Source organism: Quyinboa ferrireducens, assembly GCF_042436675.1.
In the GTDB taxonomy this organism is placed as follows: Bacteria; Bacteroidota; Bacteroidia; order Bacteroidales; family UBA5342; genus JBHJHP01.
On record NZ_JBHMVA010000002.1, the window covers coordinates 392,194 to 414,474 of the forward strand.

Sequence of the window (22,281 nt, forward strand, 5' to 3'; positions counted from 1 at the left end):
TGGTTTAAATTTTTTCTAATCCTACAGTCTGATTATATGCTTTATTCAATTCCAGAATCATTTTATCCCATTCAGAAAAATCCTTCGGCTCAAGGTCCAGTAAATTCATAGTAATTGTTTTAAGTTGAGTGATACGGTTATTATTTTGTGAATATTCAATTTTAAAACTAAAATACGGATTGTGATATGAAACGTTTTCCGGAACATAACTGACTTTAAAACCATCAGGTATCTCTAATGATGATATAGTAGTTTCATAGAATTTAAAGTCGTTTGCAAATGGCCTGCATGAGAAGGTTGTATCAATTTTATATTCAGCAAATTCTTTATCCAGATTTAAATTAATGTATATTTCATTACCCAGATTTTGCACGTAGTCAGTGACATTAAATGAATAATCAATAGTTATGGGATTGTCTCTGTCTTTAATATCCGGGATATTAAAATTATTAACGATAAACGTATTATTTCCAAGGACCAGAATCTTATTTAATGTTTTGTTGAGTTTATCATTTTTTACGCCATCCAACGTACTGGCAATTTCGTACCTGTTATAACCTTCCCAACGCTTTTGAGCAACTCCGGTAACTGAAGATCCATTAATGCGGATGCTTAAGGAATCAATAATCCGGCTTTCTGTAAAAGCCGTTACAGGTAAATGTTTTATGGTGTAATCTTTGTCGGATAAACGGATAAGCACTTCCTTTCCCTGAATGTGATGTGGAACATATCCATATTCATACATATCCATTGTGCCATCTAAAATAATTAAAGAATCTTTGGTTAAATAGGCTGCTACCATGTGATTATCAGCTGCTATTGTTGGTAATTCTTTATAGGTATAAGGTATGTCTCTTGTACCAACCCAACTATAATAACAGGGCAACCCGGCAACTTTCATCATTCCGACAATAATACTGGCCATATCCTTACAGTCACCGTACCTCTGATCAAAAACCTTTTGAGAACTATGAGGTATATATCCTCTGTATCCATCCTCAAAAGCAACATATTTTATGTTATCCTGAACCCAATAAAGAATAGCTTTTGCTTTATCATTATCTGAAATGCAGTTCTGTGTAATCTCCTTTACTTTGTCTTTAAACTCTTCAGAATAAGTGGTATCAATTGTTTTTATAAAGCCATTGTAATAGGTAAAAAGATCATCTGTCGTTTCAAAATACCGTTCGGTTCTATCAGAAAGCCTGACTTCGTTTACGAGCATGTGAATATGTGGCCAAAGATGACGAATGCTGGTGTAATTATTGCCATATTTTGCTGCAGGCATATTGTATCCAGTAAAGGTATAAATGGTGTATTTCCCTTTATGCGTTGAATCGCAGGCAATGTGCACCCTGTCAAAATTAAATTTTTTAAACTCAACTTTTACATTATCGTGAACTTTAACAGTAAGGACTGTACGTTCTGTAGGTACAGAGGATTGAAAATAAAACAAGTCTGAAAAATGAGCGTCTTTTATGACCTCATCATAGGCCATAATCATAACTGAACCTTTATTTACCATGGGATAGGTGATTTCAATTTGCTTGGAATCATCATAAAATACAGAGTTGCCGATGTTATTTGTTGTTTTTTTGTTTGTGGCCTCAGCTTTTTTGTATTTTCCTTTTGAAAGGTAATATGTATATGTATTTACATTATTTACTGAATTGAATTTTCCAAAATAGATATGATTCTTAGCACCGTTTTTGGAATGTTCGTTAAGTAGCATTATTGCTTCCTCGTTGTGCTGAAAAATCTTTAGTGAATCGTTAACAATATCAAATGTGATATCCTTATTATTATACAGGAACACTGCATTTTGATTGCTGTATCTGGCAGTCATATCTTTAATGTCAGGTATTTTTATTTTTGCTGCCAAACATGTCTGTGCTAAAATAATTCCTGAAATAACCCAATATATTTTTTTTATATTTTTCAAATCAAATTGCTTTCTTAATTATTCTTTCATTTTCATAAATCTGTTGTTGAAATAAATTTCAGTTCTGTTATGCTTTCCTGTGTTATCATAAAAAACATCTTCTCCGTTTATATCGTCCTGATTGAATTCTGTAGTATTGCGTAGTTTTCCATTCTCGTAAAATTCACTAAATAAACCATACCTGTCACCCATAATATAATTTCCCTCTGATTTTACATTTCCATTGGCGTAGTAATATGTATGTTTCCCGTTTAATGAACCGCATGAATATTCTGCTTGTGATATTATTTTGCCGTTTGCGGCATACAATATTTGTTCGCCATTGGGACAAAAATCTTTGAGTTGCATTTCGTATGCAATTTTCCCGTTTGGGAAGTATGATTTTATCAGTTCATTACCGGTTTTTATCTGTATAGGTTCAGACCAACCAGAAGATAGGGGTGTTTGATATGAAATAATTTCGTCACCCTTGTATAAAATCCTGATTTGCAAGTTTCCATTGTAATCCCATAATGTAGTATAACCATCCATCTCATCATTTATATACATGGACATAGCTTGTATTTTCCCATTCTCATAATAAGAAGTCCTACGGTAAAACCTATTATCAGCAATATAATATGATGAATCTTCGGGCAAGCCATTCTCGTAAAACGAAACCCATAATCCGTGTTTTTTATTATAGCGGTATTTCCCTTTTTGCCGCATTTTTCCCGATAAGTAATATCTGTTATAATCACCCTGTCTTTGATCGTTGAAAAAATACATTTCAGACTCAATATTTCCATTTGGGTAAAACCATTTTAATGTGTCGTAAAAGCAATAATTATAAACATTTACGGAGCCCCTTAATTCGCCAGTCAGACTATAGGATTCAAATCTTGGCTTTTTATCATAATTGTTAGTACAATATATGTTTCCGGCTTCGTCATAATAATCAACCCTTACCAAATCTCCGTTTTTGTTTTGATAGCGTGATGTTATTATGGTGTCATTTAAAAAGTAGGTTGACCATCCATTTTGTTCGTTATCAATGTAATAGCTCTTAAATGATTTTTTGCCCAGTGGATTATATTGCAGATATTGGCCGGTAAAAGAGCCATCCTTTAAATACCCTGAACTTTTAATATTGCTGTTGTTGTAATAGGTTTCATATTTGCTTATTCCATACGTGCCTGCTTCTGATGTTTTGGCTATTAAAGTCCCGTTTATGTAGTAATTTTCTTCCCTGGGAAGTTTTGTCCCGTCCTTATAATAAGATATTGTTTTCAGATTACCATTTCGCCAGAAATCTTTTATGGTACCGTCAAGTTTTCCATTTCGGATGTTTCCCTTTCTGGCGACCGGACCATCAGGATAGTAGGTTACAAATTCAAATGACATATCATCAGAACTATAACTGTCTCTTTCTTTATCACCGGTATAATTAATCAGTTTTAATATACTTCCGTCTTCATATACTTCTGTGGAGAAATGATTTCCTTCTCTGTCAAAGGATTTTAATTCCCCGTTAATGTTTCCTGCATCATTATATGGCGTAATTTGTTGAATCTTTCCATTTTCATGGTACTGGGTAATTGTTTTTAAAATTGTGTCATTGTAAAGGTATTCGCTCAGTAATGTATTATTATCAGAAAAATATTGCCAGAGTCCTGTTTCTTTACCGTTTATGTAACTACCTTTTGAACTAACATTTCCGTTTGGATGATAGGTTGTTTCTTCTCCCTCTTCTTTTCCGTTTTTATACCTAGAGATTAAATAAATCTTTTGATCATAATGGTAAGTTTTATACAGACCATTTATTTCACCATCCAGATAGTTGTAGATAAAAGAGGTATCACCGTTACCGTAAAAGCCTATTGCAGGTCCGTTTCGCGTTCCGTCTTTGAAATAATTTATTTCATCAAGTCTCCCCGTCTGGTTATAGAATTTTAGTATGCCATCAGGAACATCGTCTATATAGGCCACTTCATATCTGATCTTTCCATTTGGGAAGTATTTATATTCCATCCCGTTTATTTTACCATCCTTCAATTCCTGCTTAAATTCCAGATTTCCTTCCAATGTATAATATGACCATGTTCCGTTCTTTTCCCCATTAATGTAATTTCCGCAGGCTTTTAAACCTCCATTGTTATTAAAATACTCCCAGTAACCTTCTTCTTTTTGATCCGAATTATATGATCCAAAGCTATATGGTTTGTCATCGTCGTATTCTACTATTTTATGTACAATACCGTTTGGTGTAATGACATCTCTGTAGTTTTTCACAGCGGTAAGTTCAGATCCCAGTTTATAAAACTCTTTAAGCAGGTTTTCATTTTTTGCTTTCCACTCCTGTACTTTATTATTTTTGGTTGATGTTAGTATTGTGTAAAGCATTGGTGACATATATCCTTTTTCTTTAATACTTTTAAAAAACGGGAAATACATCTCAACCCAAAATGATTTCTCTGTGGTGTCGAACGGTAATTTGTCGAATAAAAGTTGTGTCTGTTTAACTGTAGCTGCACTAAAATCTATTGCAGGTTCAAATTCGTCAGTAATTACTATTCTTGATGCAATAAGATGATCAGTTTCTTCGAACAGTGTATTATCCAGAAATGGTTCAATATACTGACCATGTGCAGTATCAACATAGCTTTGCGCAATGTTATCCAAATAAACCAGGTATTTATTACTTCTACTTGAATTGGGTTCAACCATAAGGTAGGTTTCCAGAGATAGCATTGCCTTTGTTAACTGATGCTGCCGGGCACTTATTATTCCCAGGAATAGGTGACTTGTGGCATGAAAGGGATTGCATCTGAGTGCTTCCTGGAAACATTTTGTAGCTTTCTCAATATCCCCAATATTATAATAAGTATATCCAAGATTATAATGGTTCAAATAATTAAATGGCTTTTTAGCAATTGCTTTGATATAATATGAAATAGCTGAATCTTTTTCACCCATATTATCATATGCCGTTGCCATAGTCGCCAAAAACAAACCGTCATAGGTTGAAGGTTCTGTCATTCCCTTTTGACAGGTCTCCATGGTCTGATTGTAATCATCCTCTGCAAGGTGAGTAATAGCCAGCTCATATAACATGCGGGTGTAAGCAGAATCATTTTCATCTACAGTTTCAAATACTTCAATGGCTTCTGGGTATTTTTGTTCGTCGTATAATTTTATACCCTTATCAACAATACTGTCCTGGGTTTGAGACAGCAAATTATACATAAAGCAAGTTGAAATGAATACAACAAGTAATAATCTTCGTAACATAGCAAGTAATATTAGGTTAAATGTATCTCAACAATGCTACTAAAATAAGAAAAAAATAAACGGATTCGTAGTAGCTTAATAATTCATACTCAGTATAAGTAAAAAGAGCGAAACGTTTATTAACTATAATTTTTCAATCCTTACCGGAACACCGGGATAAAACTGCAGAATCTTATGTGATCCATTGTCAATAAACACGTGAAGGATGTTAGACTGTTTGCTGAAGGATGAAAAAAGCAGGACGTCTTTCACGGTTATGAGATTAAAATCAGACAGGTTAGTGAAGTTTCCGTTCAGCGTTACCTGGCATACATTGTCTTCAATTTTTTTAATGGATTCCAAATTAAAGCTAATTACAGTATCATCCAGTTTTAGTTCAAAATTGGAGGTAATGTATTCATAAATGGTTGCCTTCATGGTTTCACCCGGTTCATCATAATTAAATGCCGGCTGCGGATATATCTTCCGAAGGGTACTTTCAAAATCATCAATGAAGAAATTCAGGGTGAGAATGCAGTTTTTGTCTTTGGTATCAATCTGTAATTTTCCCGTGGTCATTTTTATGGGATGTGCATAAAGTAAGCCTCCCGGAATCAGCAGGATCAACAAAAGCCCTATGGATATTAATGATTTCACCCTAAAAACATTGCTTTAATAATCATCGTTGCAGCAATACCACCGCCAGCACCTGAAATAACCAGATTCCAGTCGCGGTGTTTTATGGTAAAGAGGGTCGACAAAATAAGATTTGCGATCAGGAACAAACTAACAATAATTAATTGCCCTACTTCAATACCCACGTTAAAGGAGAATAAGGGGAATACAATAGAATCATCCGAAATCCCCATCATCATGGCTCTGAAGAAATTCGAAAAGCCCATGCCATGGATCAATCCGAAAAACAGGGCCAGAAAGTAGTTGATCTGAAACTTTTTATCCGGGGCACTTTTTTTAACAATGTTGTAAATGCTGGTTAAAAGAATAGTCACTGGGATCAATGTTTCCACTAGTTTTTGGTTAACCGTTATAATATTCAACCCGGCTAATGCCAGTGTTGAAGTATGTCCCAGTGTAAATGCGGTGATGAGAATTAAAATCTGTTTCCACTGCCTAAGCGTATAAACAGCACATAACGTAATGATGAATACCATATGATCCAGGCCATTAAGGTCGGTAATATGGTTAATTCCCTGTTCGAGATAAAATAAGAACTGATCCATTATTTTGTGAAAATCCCGGATTAATACTTCTTTTGAAACAAGATTGCATATTTATTGTTTTATAAACACTGTTTAAATCTCTAAAATAGGTTATGCGATTTGTACATATTCTCTTTTTACTGTTTTTGCTGAACGTTTCACAACTGTTTGCACATCGTGAAAACTCATATTATTTGTACGGGACTTTCGGGAATCAGAAGGTTGCCATTCAGATAGATGAATATGGAAACGACTGTATGGCCCGCTATTTTACTGCAGATAATTTGTACGATCATGTTTTGGAAGGCAAAATTTTACCGGATACAACGTTTGAATTTCATGCCAATGAATACGATCCGGTGACAAAGGAAAAGGCACCGGGCAGCCGTTTAACCGTTAAAGAAATAAGGCTGGATGTATGGCAAGGTGTATGGGAAAAGCCGGATGGAACGGCACAGGAAGTCCATTTGAACAGGATAGAGGTCAACGAATTGGATCATCCGTTTATTAAAGCAATACAAAAATATAAGGTTTCACCATTTGCGGCTTACCGGACTAAAAATATCAAACTGGTCGATCTGAAAAAAGAAAAGATAAGCAAAGGCGCATATATTATGAATGAGATGGAACCGGAAACCGGCATGAAATGGTTCAGGTTGATTCAGAATTCTAAATATTTACCGGATGTGGATTCTGTAAATATAAAATTACAGGCTGAATTTTTGATGGCGTTGAATTATAAGTATAGTTGTGTTTACATGGGAAAACCGGGAGATTACCAGTATGAATTTGAAGTACAATACTTAAGCAAAGATCTTATAAGCTATAAAGTAATTTCGAATGCAGCGTGCTACGGCAGTCCGACTCAGAATTTGGTAGTGTACAATACCTTATATATGAAAGATGCAGAAACGGTTTCGCTGGAGAATCTCTTCTGGTTTGGAGAAAAACCGCAACCGGAACTTAAGGATGGTGAATATGCATGGTTCCAGTACCGCTATAAGGTTTTTGGACCTCAAATACTTGAATTCATGAACGCACAATATCCGGATAAGATGTCACCGCAATCAGCCGGTGCCTGCAACTACCACGATGTGAAAGTATGGCAGTTTCCAACCTGGTGCCTCACTAAAAAGGGACTCTACCTCGGAAGCAAATCTCCAATAACCAGCCGTAAATGCGACGATGCAGGCTGGTCTGTTATTCCGTATAAAAAGCTTAAACCGTATGTATCAACTGATATGGGATTGGTAAAAAAATAAATTCCCTTGTGCCTCCGCTATAGCTTAGGCAACACGCGAAAAAGGGACTTAAAGTCTTCCTCCTGAAGATTTAGGGGTTTGGAGTTATCAATATCAAGTCATTGTTGATCGGTTAAAATATTAAATTATGGGTTAAAACCCAATTATATAAATTATTCAGTAACCCCGGCATTAATGCCGGGGTTACTGGTTAAATCCATACAAAAGGACTTTAGTCCTGATTATCAGAGTACTAAAATAAATATCTGATAATTTAATCAAAAACATAGTTCGTTCCGCTTTACCCTGACACTGGTAATATTAAGTATAGTATCTACTACTGATTACAAGTTAGTTTTCACTACCTTCATTCCCTGATCAGACTGTAGAATGTATGAAATTTATTGAATTATTCGATAGTATCCTGCTTAACTGCCAAATGCTTAAACCCAGTTGGAGAACGAAGTCATAGAATCAGTACAAGAAAAGGTACTGATCCGTAAAAATTACAGTATTTATTTATGATTATGTTGAATCTTCTTCAAAGTTTTTATCTTATATTTGATTGTTGATAATACATTGAACCATGAAAAAAATATTCTTCCTTTTGCTATTTGCTTCCATATGCATAGTGTCCTGTCAAAAAGAGGATTATCCTGATACAGTTACCGGGTATTACAGATGCATGCATTTTGAGAGAGACGGCGCTGGTAGCCTTCATTTTGATCTCTTTGAAACAGTTAATCAGGGAAAGCTGAAAGCACATATTTCGTATTATAATTTCAGCAATACAAGCAAAGATGTAATTCTGGAACAGAATACCGAAACTGTGGATCTGTTTAATACTTTTTATGCAGCCCTTCATAACGAGAATGAGCTGGCAGGAGACTACACACCATCGGTGCTGCCAACAGGTACCTGGGCAAATATCACTTTTGAACTCAATTCCGGTAATGTAGAAGTGACCAACACCGAATTACGGGATGGTTTATTGCAGTTTGAGGCTTTGGTGAAGAAGGAGGCCGAACTTAATTAGGCGAGTTGAAATTCTTTATCTGCATTACTGGGGGACATTTCAGCTTTTGTATTTGATTCTTTGGGCCACATCATTTATGTTTTACAACTTTTCCTAATAAAATATAACTCTGACTGTTTTTACCGGCGATTAAATAAACTGCTGATGGCAAGTCTCTCATATTAATTTCATTTGTTGTGAATGCCGATAATGTTTTTTTAGCAACGACCTTTCCTGAATAATCAATGATCAATACTTCATCAAAGTTTTTAAGATCTGGATCAATGATTAATATATCACGAACCGGATTGGGGAAAAAGTTGATCTTTTCTGCCTCAACCGATTTGATTCCATTTAAAATTAACAACTCAATAGCAACTAAGGTGTCAGACTCAACCATAAGGCTGCTGTCAAAGGTTTGATAACCATCAGCTGTAATTTGATAAGAATATTCGCCACTTTCGATGCCTTCAATTTCAACCTTGCCTTCTTCATCAGAGGTATAGTTTTCCGAATTAAAATTAACAGAGGCTTCTGAAACAGGGCTCATTCCATCAGTCAAAACAAAAACAACATTATATGTTAATGGCAGGGGTGTTAATGAAACGGTTTCCGTTATATCCTCATCGTGAACAATTATTTCTCCCGAGGTTCCTTCATAACCGTCTAATGTTACTTCATAATTATAAGTACCCGGAAGTATATTGCCAATGACAAGCTGACCGTTGATATCAGTGGTGTAAGTTAATCCATCGAATATTATTGTTCCGTTCTCAAGCGGAATATTGCCGCTGGTTACTGTAAACGTTACAGAATAGCTTTGTACATTTTCAGTTGCTGTAAAATCCTGTGAAATATCTGATTCTAAAGTTGTGACAACCAGTTCTTCAGGAGTAAAATGATATCCATCCATTTCGGGAGTTATGGTCCCGCTCCAGCCACCGGATTCAGTGGTTGTATAATTCCCATTATTGTCGGTAATGACTTCTTCTGAAAAACCAGAAAGCGTAGCGCCGGATAAAGGATTTCCTGATTGATCTTTGATACTACCAGAGATATTATATGTTTCGGTAGGAGCCAGTGAAAAATGAATAACAGTTTCTTCTTCAAGGGTATCTATCTTGTAGCTTGCCGGAGAGAATGAATATCCTTCAAGTTCAGGTTTTATTATGCCAGTCCAACCGGCGTTAACCCGTTTCATATAAAATGTACTACTCGCAGGGCTAATAGCTCCTTCTCCCGCAGTTATTTCCGGTTCAATAGTATAGTTTCCATTTTCATCCCTTACATAAACAATAATGTAGTAGAAATAAGTGTGATGCCCGGTAAAATTAATTGAATCAATATTGTGTTTAATCGTTTCAAAATCAATGTTTTCTGGAGTAAACTCAAAGTCAAGTTTAAAAGGCCATATCCTTCCGGCCCAACCTTCGGGTACCTCAGCCGAAAATTCACCATTTTGATTGGTAAATACTTCTGTATCAAAACCCATTATTTCAACATCTGTCATTGGTGTCCCGAATTCTGTTAAGGCAGTGCCTGACAGGGTATATGTTGTGATTGTTGCAGTTGAAAATGACCAGGTATCACTTTCTACAGAATTTCCCTTGTTGTCCTTAGCAATAATTTTCCAGTAATAAGTTGTGTTGGAGTCAATAGCTGTAATCACGTAGGTAGTGTCTGAATTATTCTGAGAAACAAGTGTTACAGGATTTATATTTTTATCAACATAGACATCATAAGCGACCAAATCATCTTCCCAATCATTAAATGACTTCCATTTAAGCTTTACTGCCGAATTTATTCCTGTAGTCCCGTTAGCGGGTAACAATAAATCTGCTTTATCCGGAGCATTATTTTCTGTTGTATCTGCGGCAAAACGAAATCCTCTGAAAAACTTCATAAGATACTCATCGACGTACTGAACGCGGTTTCTGGAACAATTCCTCGATCGATAATCGTGACGGAACCAGTCGCCTCCACGGTAAATAAAAGAAGAGTCATCTGCGGGCATAGTCTCTGGTCCCTGCGGATTAATAGCCGGACTAATACTATAATAATCTTTTTGATACCAATCGCTTACCAGCTCCCCAACATTACCGGTCATATCATAAATTCCTAGTTCATTTGGTGCTTTTGTACCAACTTCATGTGTGCCGTGACCCGACAAACTTAATGATAAATGATGATCATCCATAGGATTGTGAAGGTTCAACCCGTTATCATAATACCAACCAACCTGGTTTATTGAATTGCTTCCACTGTAAGTATATCCCATACTTTTGTTTCCTCCGCGTGCAGCGTATTCCCATTCGGCTTCGGTCGGTAATCTGCCACCTGCCCATCTGCAATATATTTTTGCCCCTGAGAAATTTATGTTTTCGGCAGGATAGTTTTCAAACCCTTGCTTTACATGATAAGAACCATTGGCATAATAAATTTTCGGATTTTCATAGTCAATACCACTGTTGTCGGATATCAGGCAGATAACTTTTCCTGCACCGAAATAACTGCTACCTGATGTTTTAACTATATCGCAGTCATGGTAGTAATCTTCCTGGTAATCAATGTAAACAGAATTTTTAAAGGCATTTAAAAAATCGCAGAACTGAGCCCACGTGACCTCATATTTTCCGATCATAAAATTATCCAGCGTTACAGTATGAACGGGTTGCTCGTCATTCGAATATCCTTCGAAACCAATATTGGGATTAGGCTGACCCATCTGGAAAGTTCCTCCTTCTACGCGCACTAATTCCATAAATTTATCAGCTTTCTTCCATGGAAGAAATGAATATACAGAGCTTTCGGATACGCCTCCTTTATTATCTTTGGCAACAACTTTCCAATAATAGGTTTCGTGTCTGTTTTCTAATTCAACAGCTTTTGACAGCGTGGAAATGTCAGACGCAATTAATGTTGAAGGGTTTGGGGTCATGTCAAGATAAATATCGTAATAAACAGCATCACCATCTTTATCCGTTGCCTTCTGCCAGGTTAAGGTAACATTACAGGTCGTATTTTCGGAATTATCCCATGGTTTTGTAAGCGTAACCTTTGTTGGAGCATCGTTTACATAGTTTTCAACAGTAAAAACATAAGGAGCATTGAGGTTATCAACTTCTTCGCCACTATGACCATCAACGGCTGTAACTTTTAAATAATATTTTTGCTGATCCATTAGTTTTTCCGGTACCGTATACTCTGTTTCGGTAAGCCCGCCTGCCTTTAAAACCATGTTATTGGCGGCTGTGCCCAGATAAACATTGTAACTTACGGCATCACTATCATTATCAGAGCTTTCGTTCCATGAAATAGTCAGGTTCTCGCTTTCTACATTTTGGGCATTGTTTGCCGGGTAACTGATAACTGGTCTTGACGGAAGTACATTAATATCAGCAGTGGTAAAATTAAATACGTCACTCGTAATTTCGTTTCCATCGCTTAGCCTTGCTATAATTTTCCAGAAATATTTTGTTGAGCGTTTAAAATTTAGTCGATTATCATAATAAATAAAATACAAAGCTTCGCCACTGTCAGAGATGTATGCTGTAGCTACAATCTGTGTTTCATCATCGTTTAATACACTGAATCCATCATATAATCCTTCCTGGATCAAGCCTGGATCACTTTCTGTTCCAAAGTAAAAATCATAAGCCACGGTTAATCCTTCCGGTATGTCTGGATCATTCCACACAAATATTGGAGTTTCAACGCCTGTTGAATCGTTTGAAGGCATGTAGAGATCAACATTAACGGCAAAAGCTGTTAAAAAAGAAGTACATAGTAATACCAGGAATAATAATTTTTTCATCTGTTTAATATTGGTCAATATCCTTAAATCAACAAAACAGTCTAAATAGACTGTTTTACAAAAGTATTAATAATCTTCAATAATGGTTACGTTTATTAAAGTATTTTTGTTAAAATGCAATTACATTTATATTTCTAATTACAAAAAATGGACACAAAAGGGGAAAGGACCAAAAAACTGATATTGGAAAAAGCCTTTATTTTATTTTCAGGAAGTGCTTACAATAAGATTTCTCTAAAAAGAATTGAAGAAGAAACAGGCCTGAGTCGTGGGGCAATTCTCTTTCATTTTCCTGTGAAGGAACAAATATTTAAAAATGTGGTAGATAAGTATGTATTACATGATCTTTCAGCATCCCGCCATATAAAGGAAGAAAAAATTACTCTGGAAAAATTTATTTTTAATTATACTGAACAGTTAGCAGAATTAAAGAAGGATTTATTTGAGTTGGGTATCATAAACATGAGTTTTGCTCTGGTTAACCTGAACCTGCAGGCTTTTCATTTTTACCCTGACTTTGCAGAAAAAGCAATTGATTGGAATGAAACGGAAACAAAAGTATGGTATACAGTTATTAACAATGCTGTTAAATCGGGAGAAATAGATAAAAAATGTAATGTAACCATCTTAGCTTCAATGTTTAAAAATTTGTTTCACGGAACAGGGTATGAAGGAATTAATACGACTAAGGATATAAATATTAAGTTGTTGAATGAGGAATACGTGTTATTGTATAAATCATTAAAAGGATAGGAATCTATAGGATTAAAAATTGCCTGATTGAAAAAACAAAATTGCTTGGTTTATAAATAAGATGAAATGGCCATTATATTTAATTATAAATCTGACAGGTTAAACGGATTAGACCATTTGAGGGCATTAGCTATTCTTATGGTCATGATTTTTCATTATGGGCGTGGCATACCATCATGGCTGGAGCCGGTAAACCGGATCGGTTGGACAGGCGTGGATTTGTTTTTTGTGCTCAGCGGTTACCTGATTGGTTATCAGCTTTTAAAGGAATATAAAAATACCAGCAGAATTAATTTCAAGCGTTTTTACATAAAAAGGTTTTTCAGGATCATTCCTGTTTACTTAGCCGTTTTAATTTTATATTATTCATTACTCCCAAATCTGCGCGAAGGGGGTGGCCTGCCGCCATTATGGAGATTTCTAACGTTTACTCAAAATTTTGGATTAGACGTTCAGACTCAAAAATCATTCTCCCACGCATGGTCCCTGTGTATAGAGGAACAATTCTATTTACTGTTACCAATAACAATAACGCTGTTTTTTAAGAGCCGGGTTCAAAAACTTGCTCCTTATGTAATTGCTGGACTCATAATTTTGGGATTTATTATCAGAATGTACAACTGGAATGAATATGTACAACCGTTCATTGATTCAGGTAATCGCAGGCAAATGGTTTATAATATGCAGGAAAAAATTTATTATCCAAGTTATAACAGAATGGATGGATTGTTAATAGGTGTGAGCATTGCAGCAATCTTCAACTTTAAACCCAGAATTAAGGAATTCCTTACGAAGCATGGGAATATTGTTTTGGTAAGTGGTATTCTACTTTTCCTTTTTGCATACAAAATATGTGAAAACTTTATTTCCTATAAATCCATGATTTATGGGTTTCCATTAATTTCATTGGCATATGGAGTAATTGTTATAGCAGCAATAAGTCCGACCTGCATTTTGTATAAGATAAAAACGAGGTTTACTCTGATAATAGCAACGTTATCATACGCTGTTTATCTTATACATAAGGAAGTTTATTATCTGGTTAAGATGCTGATTGATAAATCAGGAAACCCTAAAGTTGAACAATGGACATTCTGGATTTCTGTAATGATGGCAATATTGGTGGGATTAATAATGCATGTGATAATTGAAAAACCATTTTTGCAGCTAAGAACCAGGGTGCTTGGATAAGATGTGCTAATTTTATACCAGAGAAATACAGATTTTAATATAAAAAAAAGATGAGAAGCATATTATTCCTTTTTTTAATTCTACCCAACATTATTTTCGCACAGGAACTAAAATTCTCTGTAGCAGAAATCGATAATACAATTTTTAAAAGGGATAATTACTGGCGTGGTGCAGACGGCGCCGCCACCGTTAAACTGGCAAATGGTAAAATTCTGTGGCTTTTCAGTGATTCGTTTATTGATAAAGAAGGAACAGGAAAACGATCCTGGTCCAATACGATGATCCGGAACAGCATTGCGGTTCAGGACTCCGGCGTTTTAAATGCTAACCTGACGTTTTATTATAAAGGTAATCCGCAAAACCCTGAAGATTTTTTTAAGCTCCCCGGGAAAAACTGGTTCTGGACAGGACATGGTATCATGGTCGGCGACAAGCTGGTCGTTTTTTTGTTTGAAGAAACGGCTACTAAAGAAGGTATTGGATTTGAGGCGGTTGGATGGTATGTTGCAGTAATTGATAATCCTGACGTAAGTCCTGATAAATGGGACATAACCTATCACAAAGGAATAAATACCTTTGGCGTTATTGTTGGTTCATCGGCTGTTCTTCAGGATGAAACCTATGTGTATGCCTATGGGGTAAAGGAACCTGCCACGCATGAAACGTATTTATTCAGGATTGACAAACAGGATTTAACAGATGGAAACCTGGCGGAACTTGAATGGTGGGTAACTAGCGACTGGACAAACAATGTTGATAAGGAACCCAAATCATCGGCTCTGTTTATCGGGCAAACGGAGTTTTCTGTTCATTATGATCAATGTTTAAAGCAATATATCCAGATACAGACGTATGGAATCGGTAAAGCATCTGTTGGATACCGGTTGGCAGATCATTTGTACGGTCCATGGTCTGAACCGATAATAGTTTACACGCCTTCACTTAAAGAAGATAAAGAATTTGTATACACTGCCAATGCACATCCAGAATTTAAGTCCGACGGACTAATCATCACCTATAATATCAACAACGGAGATATTGAAAGTCTCATTGCTAATGAGGACATTTATTTCCCAAAAATAATACGGCTACAATTTGAGAAAGATAAATAGGTACCTTCATTTCAGTTAATTGAATTATCGTTACCTTAAACTTTTAGAAATACGTATTGTTTTTAATTACATATATTTAAATTTCTCAGGTTATGCATAAGTTTTTTCTTCCTGTCTTCATTTTTATTCTTTTCCTTGGTTCCTGTAAAAATTCATCAACGCAAAGCAATGTTAATCAGAATAATAAGGCATTCGATACAATGCTGAACAACTATTATGAGGAAGGATTGAGATTACACCCGATTGAAGCTACCTATCAGGGAGACACAAGATATAATAACAGCTTTCCAAATTTTCTGTCGATAGCTTACAGAGATACTTTACATGCGTATTATACAATATATCTCAATAAATTACAGGCATTTAATGATAAAGATCTTACACCGGAAGAGCGGGTGAGTAAGGCAGTGCTGAAATGGGAGTGTGACATTAACCTTGAGGGGCTGAAGTTCAGGGAAGATTATTTTCCCGTGGATCAGATGTGGACTGTAAATCTCACAATGGGGCAGTTTGCCAGTGGTACAAATGCACAGCCTTTTAAAACGGTTCAGGATTACAGGAATTGGCTGGAACGGGTAGATGGATTTATGGTCTGGATGGATACAGCTGTCTACCGGATGAAACAGGGAATTCAAAAAGGATATGTGTTGCCGGAAAGCCTCATTAAAAAAATCATTCCGCAAATGGCAGTAATGGCAAATAAAGACGTCGAAAATCACCTGTTCTATCAGCCGGTGAAGCAAATGCCTTCATCTTTTTCGGATCAGGATAAAAAAGAATTGACTGAAGCGTACAAAAATATGGTAGCTAATGAAGTGATACCGGAGTTCACGAAAATGAACAGTTTTCTGGTCAATGACTATTTAAAAGCCGGCCGTAAAACCAGTGGTATCTGGGATATTCCCAATGGTGAAGCATATTACGCACATCAGATAAAGAAATATACAACCACAAAACTGACTGCAGAAGAGATCCATCAGATTGGATTAAAGGAGGTTGAAAGAATTACTGCGGAGATGGAAAAGGTGAAGGAGTTGGTTGGATTCAAAGGTGATTTGAAAGCCTTTTTTGAATTTGTGAGACACGATAAGGCCTTAATGCCATACACAAAGCCTCAGCAGGTATTGGATCATTTTGAAAATATTTACAGCACCATTCAGCCTAATCTGGATCTATTGTTTGATCACAAACCCAAAACCGGATTTGAAATCAGGCAAACGGAGAAATTCAGAGAAAAATCTGCCAGTGCACAGTACAGTTCTGCTTCGCTGGATGGTACACGACCGGGAATTTTTTATGTACCCATTCCTGATGCATCCACGTATAACATTTATTCGGATGAGGCACTGTTCTTACATGAAGCAGTTCCGGGGCATCATTACCAGGTCTCTTTAACACAGGAGAATGATAAATTACCTAAATTCCGGAAGACTATCTGGTATAGTGGTTATGGTGAAGGATGGGCACTTTATTCGGAATCACTGGGGAAAATTCTTGGATTATATACCGATCCGTACCAGTACTTTGGACGGCTCAGTATGGAAATGCACCGTGCCATCAGACTGGTTATTGACACAGGTATTCATTTCAAGAAATGGACCAGAGATGAGGCTATTCAGTACTCTCTGGATCATGAAGCTGAAAGTGAAGCCAGTATTATTGCAGAAGTTGAGCGCTATATGGCCAACCCGGGACAGGCACTTTCATATAAGATAGGGGAGATTAAAATAAGGGAATTACGCGATATGGCTAAAGAGAAACTTGGTGATAAGTTTGATATCCGGAAGTATCATGATCAGGTATTGTCGACCGGTTGTGTACCCCTGGAAATTCTGGAACAAAAAATAAATGGCTGGGTGGCTTCTTTTTAGGTTAAGTTGTTGGTTTTAAATAAAATACATAGGTTATGAAACATATATACTTTCTCTTTGGTTTCCTTTTTGTTTTGCAGTTCGGGATGGCACAGGAAACCTCGCTTACAGGGTTTTACAGCAGCAGTGTTGAGAAACAATTGAAACTGGAGACTGATTTTGATAGTAATCTGAGTGCCGCGCATATTGGAGAGATGATCAAAAAAATGTCAGCAAAACCGCATCATCTGGGGTCTGACGGAAGCAAAGAGAATGCGGAATATATTCTGAAAAAGTTCAAATCATGGGGATGGGATGCCGAAATAGAAACCTTCTATGTGCTGTTTCCGACTCCTAAAAAACGACTTCTTGAGATGGTTGAACCTGTTTCCTTTAAAGCCGGTTTGAAGGAGTCTGTTCTAAAGGAAGATCCTGCCACAGCTTTACCGGGACAGTTACCGACGTATAACGCCTACAGTGCTGATGGAGATGTGACGGCAGAGCTGGTGTTTGTAAATTATGGTTTACCTGACGATTATGCTGTTCTGGATAAAATGGGCGTGGATGTAAAAGGCAAGATAGTGATCGCAAAATATGGTCACAGCTGGCGGGGGATAAAACCTAAGATAGCACAGGAACATGGTGCCGTGGGGTGCATTATTTACAGTGATCCGGCCGATGACGGTTATAAACAGGGCGATGTGTATCCCAAAGGTGCGTTTAAAAATTCACACGGTGTACAACGGGGGTCAGTAATGGATATGGTGGTATATCCTGGTGATCCCACAACACCGGGATACGGATCAGTTAAAGATGCGGATCATTTAGATCATTCCAAAGCTGAAAACTTGTTGAAAATACCTGTTTTACCTATAAGTTATAGTGATGCTACTCCATTGTTGAAGGCACTGGAAGGTGAAGTGGCACCGGTTGGTTGGCAGGGGAACCTTCCTTTTACCTACCATCTGGGTCCGGGAAAAGCAAGGGTGCATCTGAGTCTGGCTTTCAACTGGGATATTGTGCCTTGTTACGATGTGATTGCGAAAATTGAAGGCTCCAGATATCCGGATGAATGGGTGATCCGTGGGAATCATCAGGATGCCTGGGTTCATGGTGCATCAGATCCGATCAGTGGACTGGCGGCACTTATGGAAGAGGCAAGGTCTATCGGTGAAATGAAGAAAAATGGCTGGACACCGGACCGTACGTTGATCTATTGTGCATGGGATGGTGAGGAACCGGGATTACTTGGATCAACGGAATGGGTAGAGGCTCATGAAAAAGAATTGAAGGAGCATGCTGTGTTGTATGTGAATTCTGATGGTAACGGTCGCGGGTTTTTGTTTGCACAGGGATCTCATGCACTTGAACCTTTGATGGATGAAATTGCGAAAGATGTCCCTGATCCTCAGACTAACGTAAGTGTTTTTGAACGGCTTAAAGCAGGAAGAATTGTTAATGAAGCCAGTCTGCAGGGAAAGGAAAACATATGGAAGGAAAATAACCTGAAACTATATGCCATGGGATCAGGATCCGATTATTCCTCATTTATCCAGCATATTGGTATCCCTGCATTAAATCTTGGATTTTATGGTGAAAATGAAGGTGGCGAATACCATACAAATTTTGATACCTATACAAATTTTGTAACATTCAAAGATCCTGGATTTCATTATGGTGTAGCTTTGGCAGAAACTGCTGGTCGTGCTGTTTTAAGAATGGCAAATGCTGATGTTCTTCCGTATGATTTTGAGATTCTGTATCAAACCATTCTGGGCTATTCAAAAGAACTTATCAGTCTAATTGATAAAAGCCGTGAAGGTACAGATTTTGAGAATACGTTAATTCAAAACCATATCTATGATCTTGGCGAAGACCCGACAAAAAAATACAAATTACCTGACATTAAACCTGAAGTGCCATATCTTGATTTTTCGCCTCTGGAAAATGCGCTGAGTGCCCTGAAAGCAGGAGTGGATAGTGTGACACTGACTTATAATGCAGCGGTAAAGTATCATCACGTTAGCGAAGCATTTAACAGGTTACTCAGTCAGGCAGAACAGCAGTTATTGATTGCAGATGGTTTACCCGGGCGTTCGTGGTATAAGCATGTGCTGTATGCTCCCGGATTTTACACAGGTTATGGCGTGAAAACAATGCCGGGAATCAGGGAGGCCATTGAGCAAAAAGATTGGGATCTGGCTCAGAAACAAATTCAGGTGGCAGCTGACCGGATAAACCATGTAGCTGGATATTTTATGGCTTACAAGGGCAGTTGAGTATTTATCCAGGCTGACTTTTAATAAAATCTTAGCGTTAACATATATTATTCCGGTCAACGTTTTGACCCTGTTTTTTGTTATTTAAAACTGAATTTACCGGCACAATCTGTAATAATATTGTGAACCAAACTGAATGCAAGAATTTTAATAATAACAGAAATGGAAGAGAATGCAAAAAACACCATTATCAGAAAGGGATTGATGAATGTTGATATCGGAAAACGGGATGTTTCGATAGTTAAAATTGTGGAGATTGAATTTCAGGCGGGTCAAAAAGCGCCTTATCATCGTCATCCGTGCCCGATAGTAGGGCAAATTGTTTCCGGTTCCTGTTTGGTTCAGGTTGAAGGAGAAAATCCACAGGTTCTGAAAGCCGGAGAAACATTTTATGAACCTGCTGAAACTCCAATTGTACATTTTGATAATTATTCAGATACGGAGCCCATGACATTTGTGGCATATTATCTGACGAATGGGGAGGAGGAGTTAACCGAAATCCTTTAATGTCCTGCAGTAGCTTCAGCTATGAATTGGTGGAGTTGGATAAACACTCTTGACAATGCAAATATTGCTTATTAAAACGCTATAATGACTAATGCATTTCACATTGATCTTATGTTGCATTTGAATCAAATCAGGGTACTCACTGTCAACTTTGAAACTATTCAGGTTTGATTTGTTTAATAAAAAGACGTTAAACAAAACTGGTATGATTGAAAACAAAAACAAGGAAAATGCCATAGCATTTTACAGGATGGCATTTAATGGTGATCCGGAAACAGCAGTTAAACTCTATGTGGGTGAAAGGTATATTCAACATAATCCTGTTGTGGAAGATGGACCGGAAGGCTTTATCAGATATTTTAATCGAATGAAGAAGGAGTATCCGGAAAAGTCAGTCAGTTTTTTACGAAGTGTGGTTGAAGGTAACCTCGTTGCACTCCACACGCATCAGGTGTGGCCGGGCAATGAAGAATATATTACTATGGATTTCTTTAGGTTCGATGAAAAGGGAAAAATAGTGGAACATTGGGACGCTATTCAGCTGGTGCCAAAAGAATCTGCAAATAATAACGGGGTGTGCTGATTCTTTCGGTTTTTAAAAAATTATAACATCTGCTTTTTAGCAATTATGGTAAAATAATGCAAAATTTGTATGTCATTTCACATGTTGGATTTGGATTGACATTTAAAGATCAGTAAAATTATTTTACGATGGAAGTATTTAACCTTAATCTCTTTTTAAGTTGCCTTGTCGCATTTTTTGCATTAGTCAATCCTATTCATAAGGTTTTTGTGATCAATACACTGCAAAACCAGTTTGATCATCAATCTATTAAGTATATTGCCATAAAAGCTACAATTACAGCACTGATTATTTTATTATTTTTTCTGGCATTGGGGCAGTTTGTATTCAATTATGTGTTTCATATCCAGTTATATGCCTTTCAGATTACGTGTGGCGTTGTTTTGTTTTATAACGGAATTCAGGGCCTGCAACGTGGTGAATTCATCAAACTGGATAAGAATATTTCTATAAAGGATATTACTGCTGTTCCTATAGCATTACCTATGATTGCAGGACCAGCCACCATAACAGCTGCTGTTACCTTTCCTGCTCACTACGGATATATGGTTACCATAATTTCAATAGTTGCAGCGTTAGTTATAAATTTCTTCTTTATGCACTATGCACGTAAGATTGGTAATGGATTAAACCGGATTAACCTTATGAATTCATTGATTCGAATCTTTGGGCTGATTGTCGCTACCATTGGTGTACAAATGGTGTTAACCGGAGTTGGTGTGTTTATTGAACAGCTGAATGTCTAAAGTCAGTATATATTTATTTTCTGAATGGATTTAAGCTTACAATGTATTTCCTTCCCACGAATTGTCCCATAAAAAATGCCGATACCAGAACTGGATACGTGACAAACGCAAATCCCACACCGCTATAAATACGCATCAATACTATGGCCGGGATTGGGAGATGAATAAACAGAAACCATTTAAATGAATATTTTTTAGTATTTCTACGCCAGAAACCGAATGGAAGATTAAGGATAAATACGGCTAATGCCAGTAAAAATAGAACGGTATAGTTAGTTGTTTGCATGTAATGTTTGTTTTTTCGAAAGGACTTCAATGACCTGGTAAAGTTTATTTTTCAAATCTATCAGGTCTTCAATATTGATCGAAGAAATATCTGTGTCCGCTACAAGTTTTTCAGGAATCTCTGCGGCAGCTTCCATCATGTATTCCCCTTTTGAGGTAAGCTTCACGATGACTTTCCGTTCATCCTGAATTGCTTTTTGTCTCGTAAGCAAACCCATAACTTCCATGCGCTTTAATAATGGTGTTATGGTGTTTGTTTTCAATATGAGTTTCGATCCGATTTCATTTACAGTTAATCCATCCTGTTCCCATAATGTCATCAAAACAAGATATTGCGGATAAGTAATACCAAGTTTATCCAGATATGGCTGATATTCCCTTATAATTAGCCTGGAGGCTGCATATACAGGAAAGCATATCTGGTTACTTAATTTTAGTTGTTCGTATTTCATCATGAATTTATAACGCTGCGCGTGCAAAAATATCAGTTTAAT

At 36.8% G+C, this 22,281-nt stretch carries 17 protein-coding genes; 10 read left to right on the forward strand and 7 right to left on the reverse strand.

Annotation, left to right across the window (positions count from 1 at the left end; genetic code table 11):
• Positions 1-4: 4 nt before the first annotated feature.
• The 4 genes from ACE01N_RS05105 to ACE01N_RS05120 all read right to left on the reverse strand — a co-directional run bounded on the left by ACE01N_RS05105 (position 5) and on the right by ACE01N_RS05120 (position 6,432).
• Positions 5-1,942 carry a transglutaminase domain-containing protein gene (locus ACE01N_RS05105; RefSeq protein ID WP_380585475.1) on the reverse strand — a complete coding sequence of 646 codons (1,938 nt, stop codon included), beginning with the start codon at positions 1,940-1,942 and terminating at the stop codon, positions 5-7.
• 18 nt (positions 1,943-1,960) lie between these two features.
• Positions 1,961-5,212 carry a tetratricopeptide repeat protein gene (locus ACE01N_RS05110; protein WP_380585477.1) on the reverse strand — a complete coding sequence of 1,084 codons (3,252 nt, stop codon included), beginning with the start codon at positions 5,210-5,212 and terminating at the stop codon, positions 1,961-1,963.
• 123 nt (positions 5,213-5,335) lie between these two features.
• Entirely contained in the window at positions 5,336-5,848 is a 513-nt protein-coding gene (locus ACE01N_RS05115) for a DUF6702 family protein (RefSeq protein WP_380585479.1), read from the reverse strand.
• Positions 5,845-6,432 (reverse strand): HupE/UreJ family protein, encoded by a 588-nt coding sequence (locus ACE01N_RS05120; RefSeq protein ID WP_380585481.1) that lies wholly within the window; start codon positions 6,430-6,432, stop codon positions 5,845-5,847. Before ACE01N_RS05120 ends, ACE01N_RS05115 begins: the two co-directional genes overlap by 4 nt.
• 92 nt (positions 6,433-6,524) lie before the next feature.
• Here ACE01N_RS05120 and ACE01N_RS05125 point away from each other — a divergent pair, with 92 nt between their 5' ends.
• Together ACE01N_RS05125 and ACE01N_RS05130 are read left to right on the forward strand one after the other, a co-directional pair.
• Positions 6,525-7,673 carry a hypothetical protein gene (locus ACE01N_RS05125; protein WP_380585483.1) on the forward strand — a complete coding sequence of 383 codons (1,149 nt, stop codon included), beginning with the start codon at positions 6,525-6,527 and terminating at the stop codon, positions 7,671-7,673.
• A 565-nt stretch (positions 7,674-8,238) separates the two neighbouring features.
• Complete coding sequence (locus tag ACE01N_RS05130) at positions 8,239-8,688, forward strand: hypothetical protein (RefSeq protein WP_380585485.1); 450 nt, start codon at positions 8,239-8,241, stop codon at positions 8,686-8,688.
• A 70-nt stretch (positions 8,689-8,758) separates the two neighbouring features.
• Here ACE01N_RS05130 and ACE01N_RS05135 read toward each other — a convergent pair whose 3' ends face one another.
• On the reverse strand, positions 8,759-12,481 hold the full coding sequence (locus ACE01N_RS05135) for an SUMF1/EgtB/PvdO family nonheme iron enzyme (protein WP_380585487.1): 3,723 nt from the start codon (positions 12,479-12,481) through the stop codon (positions 8,759-8,761).
• Positions 12,482-12,628: 147 nt separating this feature from the next.
• On the opposite strand from ACE01N_RS05135, the gene ACE01N_RS05140 reads away from it, so the two are divergent.
• The 8 genes from ACE01N_RS05140 to ACE01N_RS05175 all read left to right on the forward strand — a co-directional run bounded on the left by ACE01N_RS05140 (position 12,629) and on the right by ACE01N_RS05175 (position 21,502).
• Positions 12,629-13,234 carry a TetR/AcrR family transcriptional regulator gene (locus tag ACE01N_RS05140; RefSeq protein ID WP_380585489.1) on the forward strand — a complete coding sequence of 202 codons (606 nt, stop codon included), beginning with the start codon at positions 12,629-12,631 and terminating at the stop codon, positions 13,232-13,234.
• Between the two features lie 66 nt (positions 13,235-13,300).
• Positions 13,301-14,425 carry an acyltransferase family protein gene (locus tag ACE01N_RS05145; protein WP_380585491.1) on the forward strand — a complete coding sequence of 375 codons (1,125 nt, stop codon included), beginning with the start codon at positions 13,301-13,303 and terminating at the stop codon, positions 14,423-14,425.
• 50 nt (positions 14,426-14,475) lie between these two features.
• Positions 14,476-15,537, forward strand: a complete 1,062-nt coding sequence (locus ACE01N_RS05150; protein WP_380585493.1) for a DUF4185 domain-containing protein — start codon at positions 14,476-14,478, stop codon at positions 15,535-15,537.
• Positions 15,538-15,629: 92 nt separating this feature from the next.
• Positions 15,630-17,408, forward strand: coding sequence for a DUF885 domain-containing protein (locus ACE01N_RS05155; protein ID WP_380585495.1), 1,779 nt, complete (start codon positions 15,630-15,632; stop codon positions 17,406-17,408).
• Positions 17,409-17,443: 35 nt separating this feature from the next.
• Positions 17,444-19,666, forward strand: coding sequence for a transferrin receptor-like dimerization domain-containing protein (locus tag ACE01N_RS05160; protein WP_380585497.1), 2,223 nt, complete (start codon positions 17,444-17,446; stop codon positions 19,664-19,666).
• Between the two features lie 162 nt (positions 19,667-19,828).
• Positions 19,829-20,173, forward strand: a complete 345-nt coding sequence (locus tag ACE01N_RS05165) for a cupin domain-containing protein (protein WP_380585499.1) — start codon at positions 19,829-19,831, stop codon at positions 20,171-20,173.
• 205 nt (positions 20,174-20,378) lie between these two features.
• Positions 20,379-20,756 carry a nuclear transport factor 2 family protein gene (locus tag ACE01N_RS05170; protein ID WP_380585501.1) on the forward strand — a complete coding sequence of 126 codons (378 nt, stop codon included), beginning with the start codon at positions 20,379-20,381 and terminating at the stop codon, positions 20,754-20,756.
• Between the two features lie 128 nt (positions 20,757-20,884).
• Positions 20,885-21,502, forward strand: coding sequence for a MarC family protein (locus ACE01N_RS05175; protein ID WP_380585504.1), 618 nt, complete (start codon positions 20,885-20,887; stop codon positions 21,500-21,502).
• Positions 21,503-21,515: 13 nt separating this feature from the next.
• Here the strand turns inward: ACE01N_RS05175 and ACE01N_RS05180 are convergent, their stop codons facing one another.
• Entirely contained in the window at positions 21,516-21,788 is a 273-nt protein-coding gene (locus ACE01N_RS05180) for a hypothetical protein (RefSeq protein WP_375726684.1), read from the reverse strand.
• The gene (locus ACE01N_RS05185) at positions 21,775-22,242 is read right to left on the reverse strand and encodes a MarR family winged helix-turn-helix transcriptional regulator (protein ID WP_380585506.1); all 468 of its coding nucleotides are present in this window, start codon (positions 22,240-22,242) and stop codon (positions 21,775-21,777) included. Before ACE01N_RS05185 ends, ACE01N_RS05180 begins: the two co-directional genes overlap by 14 nt.
• Positions 22,243-22,281: the final 39 nt, after the last annotated feature.

Excerpts from the sequence above, each read along its gene's own strand:
- ACE01N_RS05110 (WP_380585477.1), bottom strand. The coding sequence starts at position 5,212 with ATGTTACGAAGATTATTACTTGTTGTATTCATTTCAACTTGCTTTATG.
- ACE01N_RS05120 (WP_380585481.1), bottom strand. The coding sequence starts at position 6,432 with ATGGATCAGTTCTTATTTTATCTCGAACAGGGAATTAACCATATTACC.
- ACE01N_RS05125 (WP_380585483.1), top strand. The coding sequence starts at position 6,525 with ATGCGATTTGTACATATTCTCTTTTTACTGTTTTTGCTGAACGTTTCA.
- ACE01N_RS05130 (WP_380585485.1), top strand. The coding sequence starts at position 8,239 with ATGAAAAAAATATTCTTCCTTTTGCTATTTGCTTCCATATGCATAGTG.
- ACE01N_RS05135 (WP_380585487.1), bottom strand. The coding sequence starts at position 12,481 with ATGAAAAAATTATTATTCCTGGTATTACTATGTACTTCTTTTTTAACA.
- ACE01N_RS05140 (WP_380585489.1), top strand. The coding sequence starts at position 12,629 with ATGGACACAAAAGGGGAAAGGACCAAAAAACTGATATTGGAAAAAGCC.
- ACE01N_RS05145 (WP_380585491.1), top strand. The coding sequence starts at position 13,301 with ATGGCCATTATATTTAATTATAAATCTGACAGGTTAAACGGATTAGAC.
- ACE01N_RS05150 (WP_380585493.1), top strand. The coding sequence starts at position 14,476 with ATGAGAAGCATATTATTCCTTTTTTTAATTCTACCCAACATTATTTTC.
- ACE01N_RS05155 (WP_380585495.1), top strand. The coding sequence starts at position 15,630 with ATGCATAAGTTTTTTCTTCCTGTCTTCATTTTTATTCTTTTCCTTGGT.
- ACE01N_RS05160 (WP_380585497.1), top strand. The coding sequence starts at position 17,444 with ATGAAACATATATACTTTCTCTTTGGTTTCCTTTTTGTTTTGCAGTTC.
- ACE01N_RS05165 (WP_380585499.1), top strand. The coding sequence starts at position 19,829 with ATGGAAGAGAATGCAAAAAACACCATTATCAGAAAGGGATTGATGAAT.
- ACE01N_RS05170 (WP_380585501.1), top strand. The coding sequence starts at position 20,379 with ATGATTGAAAACAAAAACAAGGAAAATGCCATAGCATTTTACAGGATG.
- ACE01N_RS05175 (WP_380585504.1), top strand. The coding sequence starts at position 20,885 with ATGGAAGTATTTAACCTTAATCTCTTTTTAAGTTGCCTTGTCGCATTT.
- ACE01N_RS05180 (WP_375726684.1), bottom strand. The coding sequence starts at position 21,788 with ATGCAAACAACTAACTATACCGTTCTATTTTTACTGGCATTAGCCGTA.
- ACE01N_RS05185 (WP_380585506.1), bottom strand. The coding sequence starts at position 22,242 with ATGATGAAATACGAACAACTAAAATTAAGTAACCAGATATGCTTTCCT.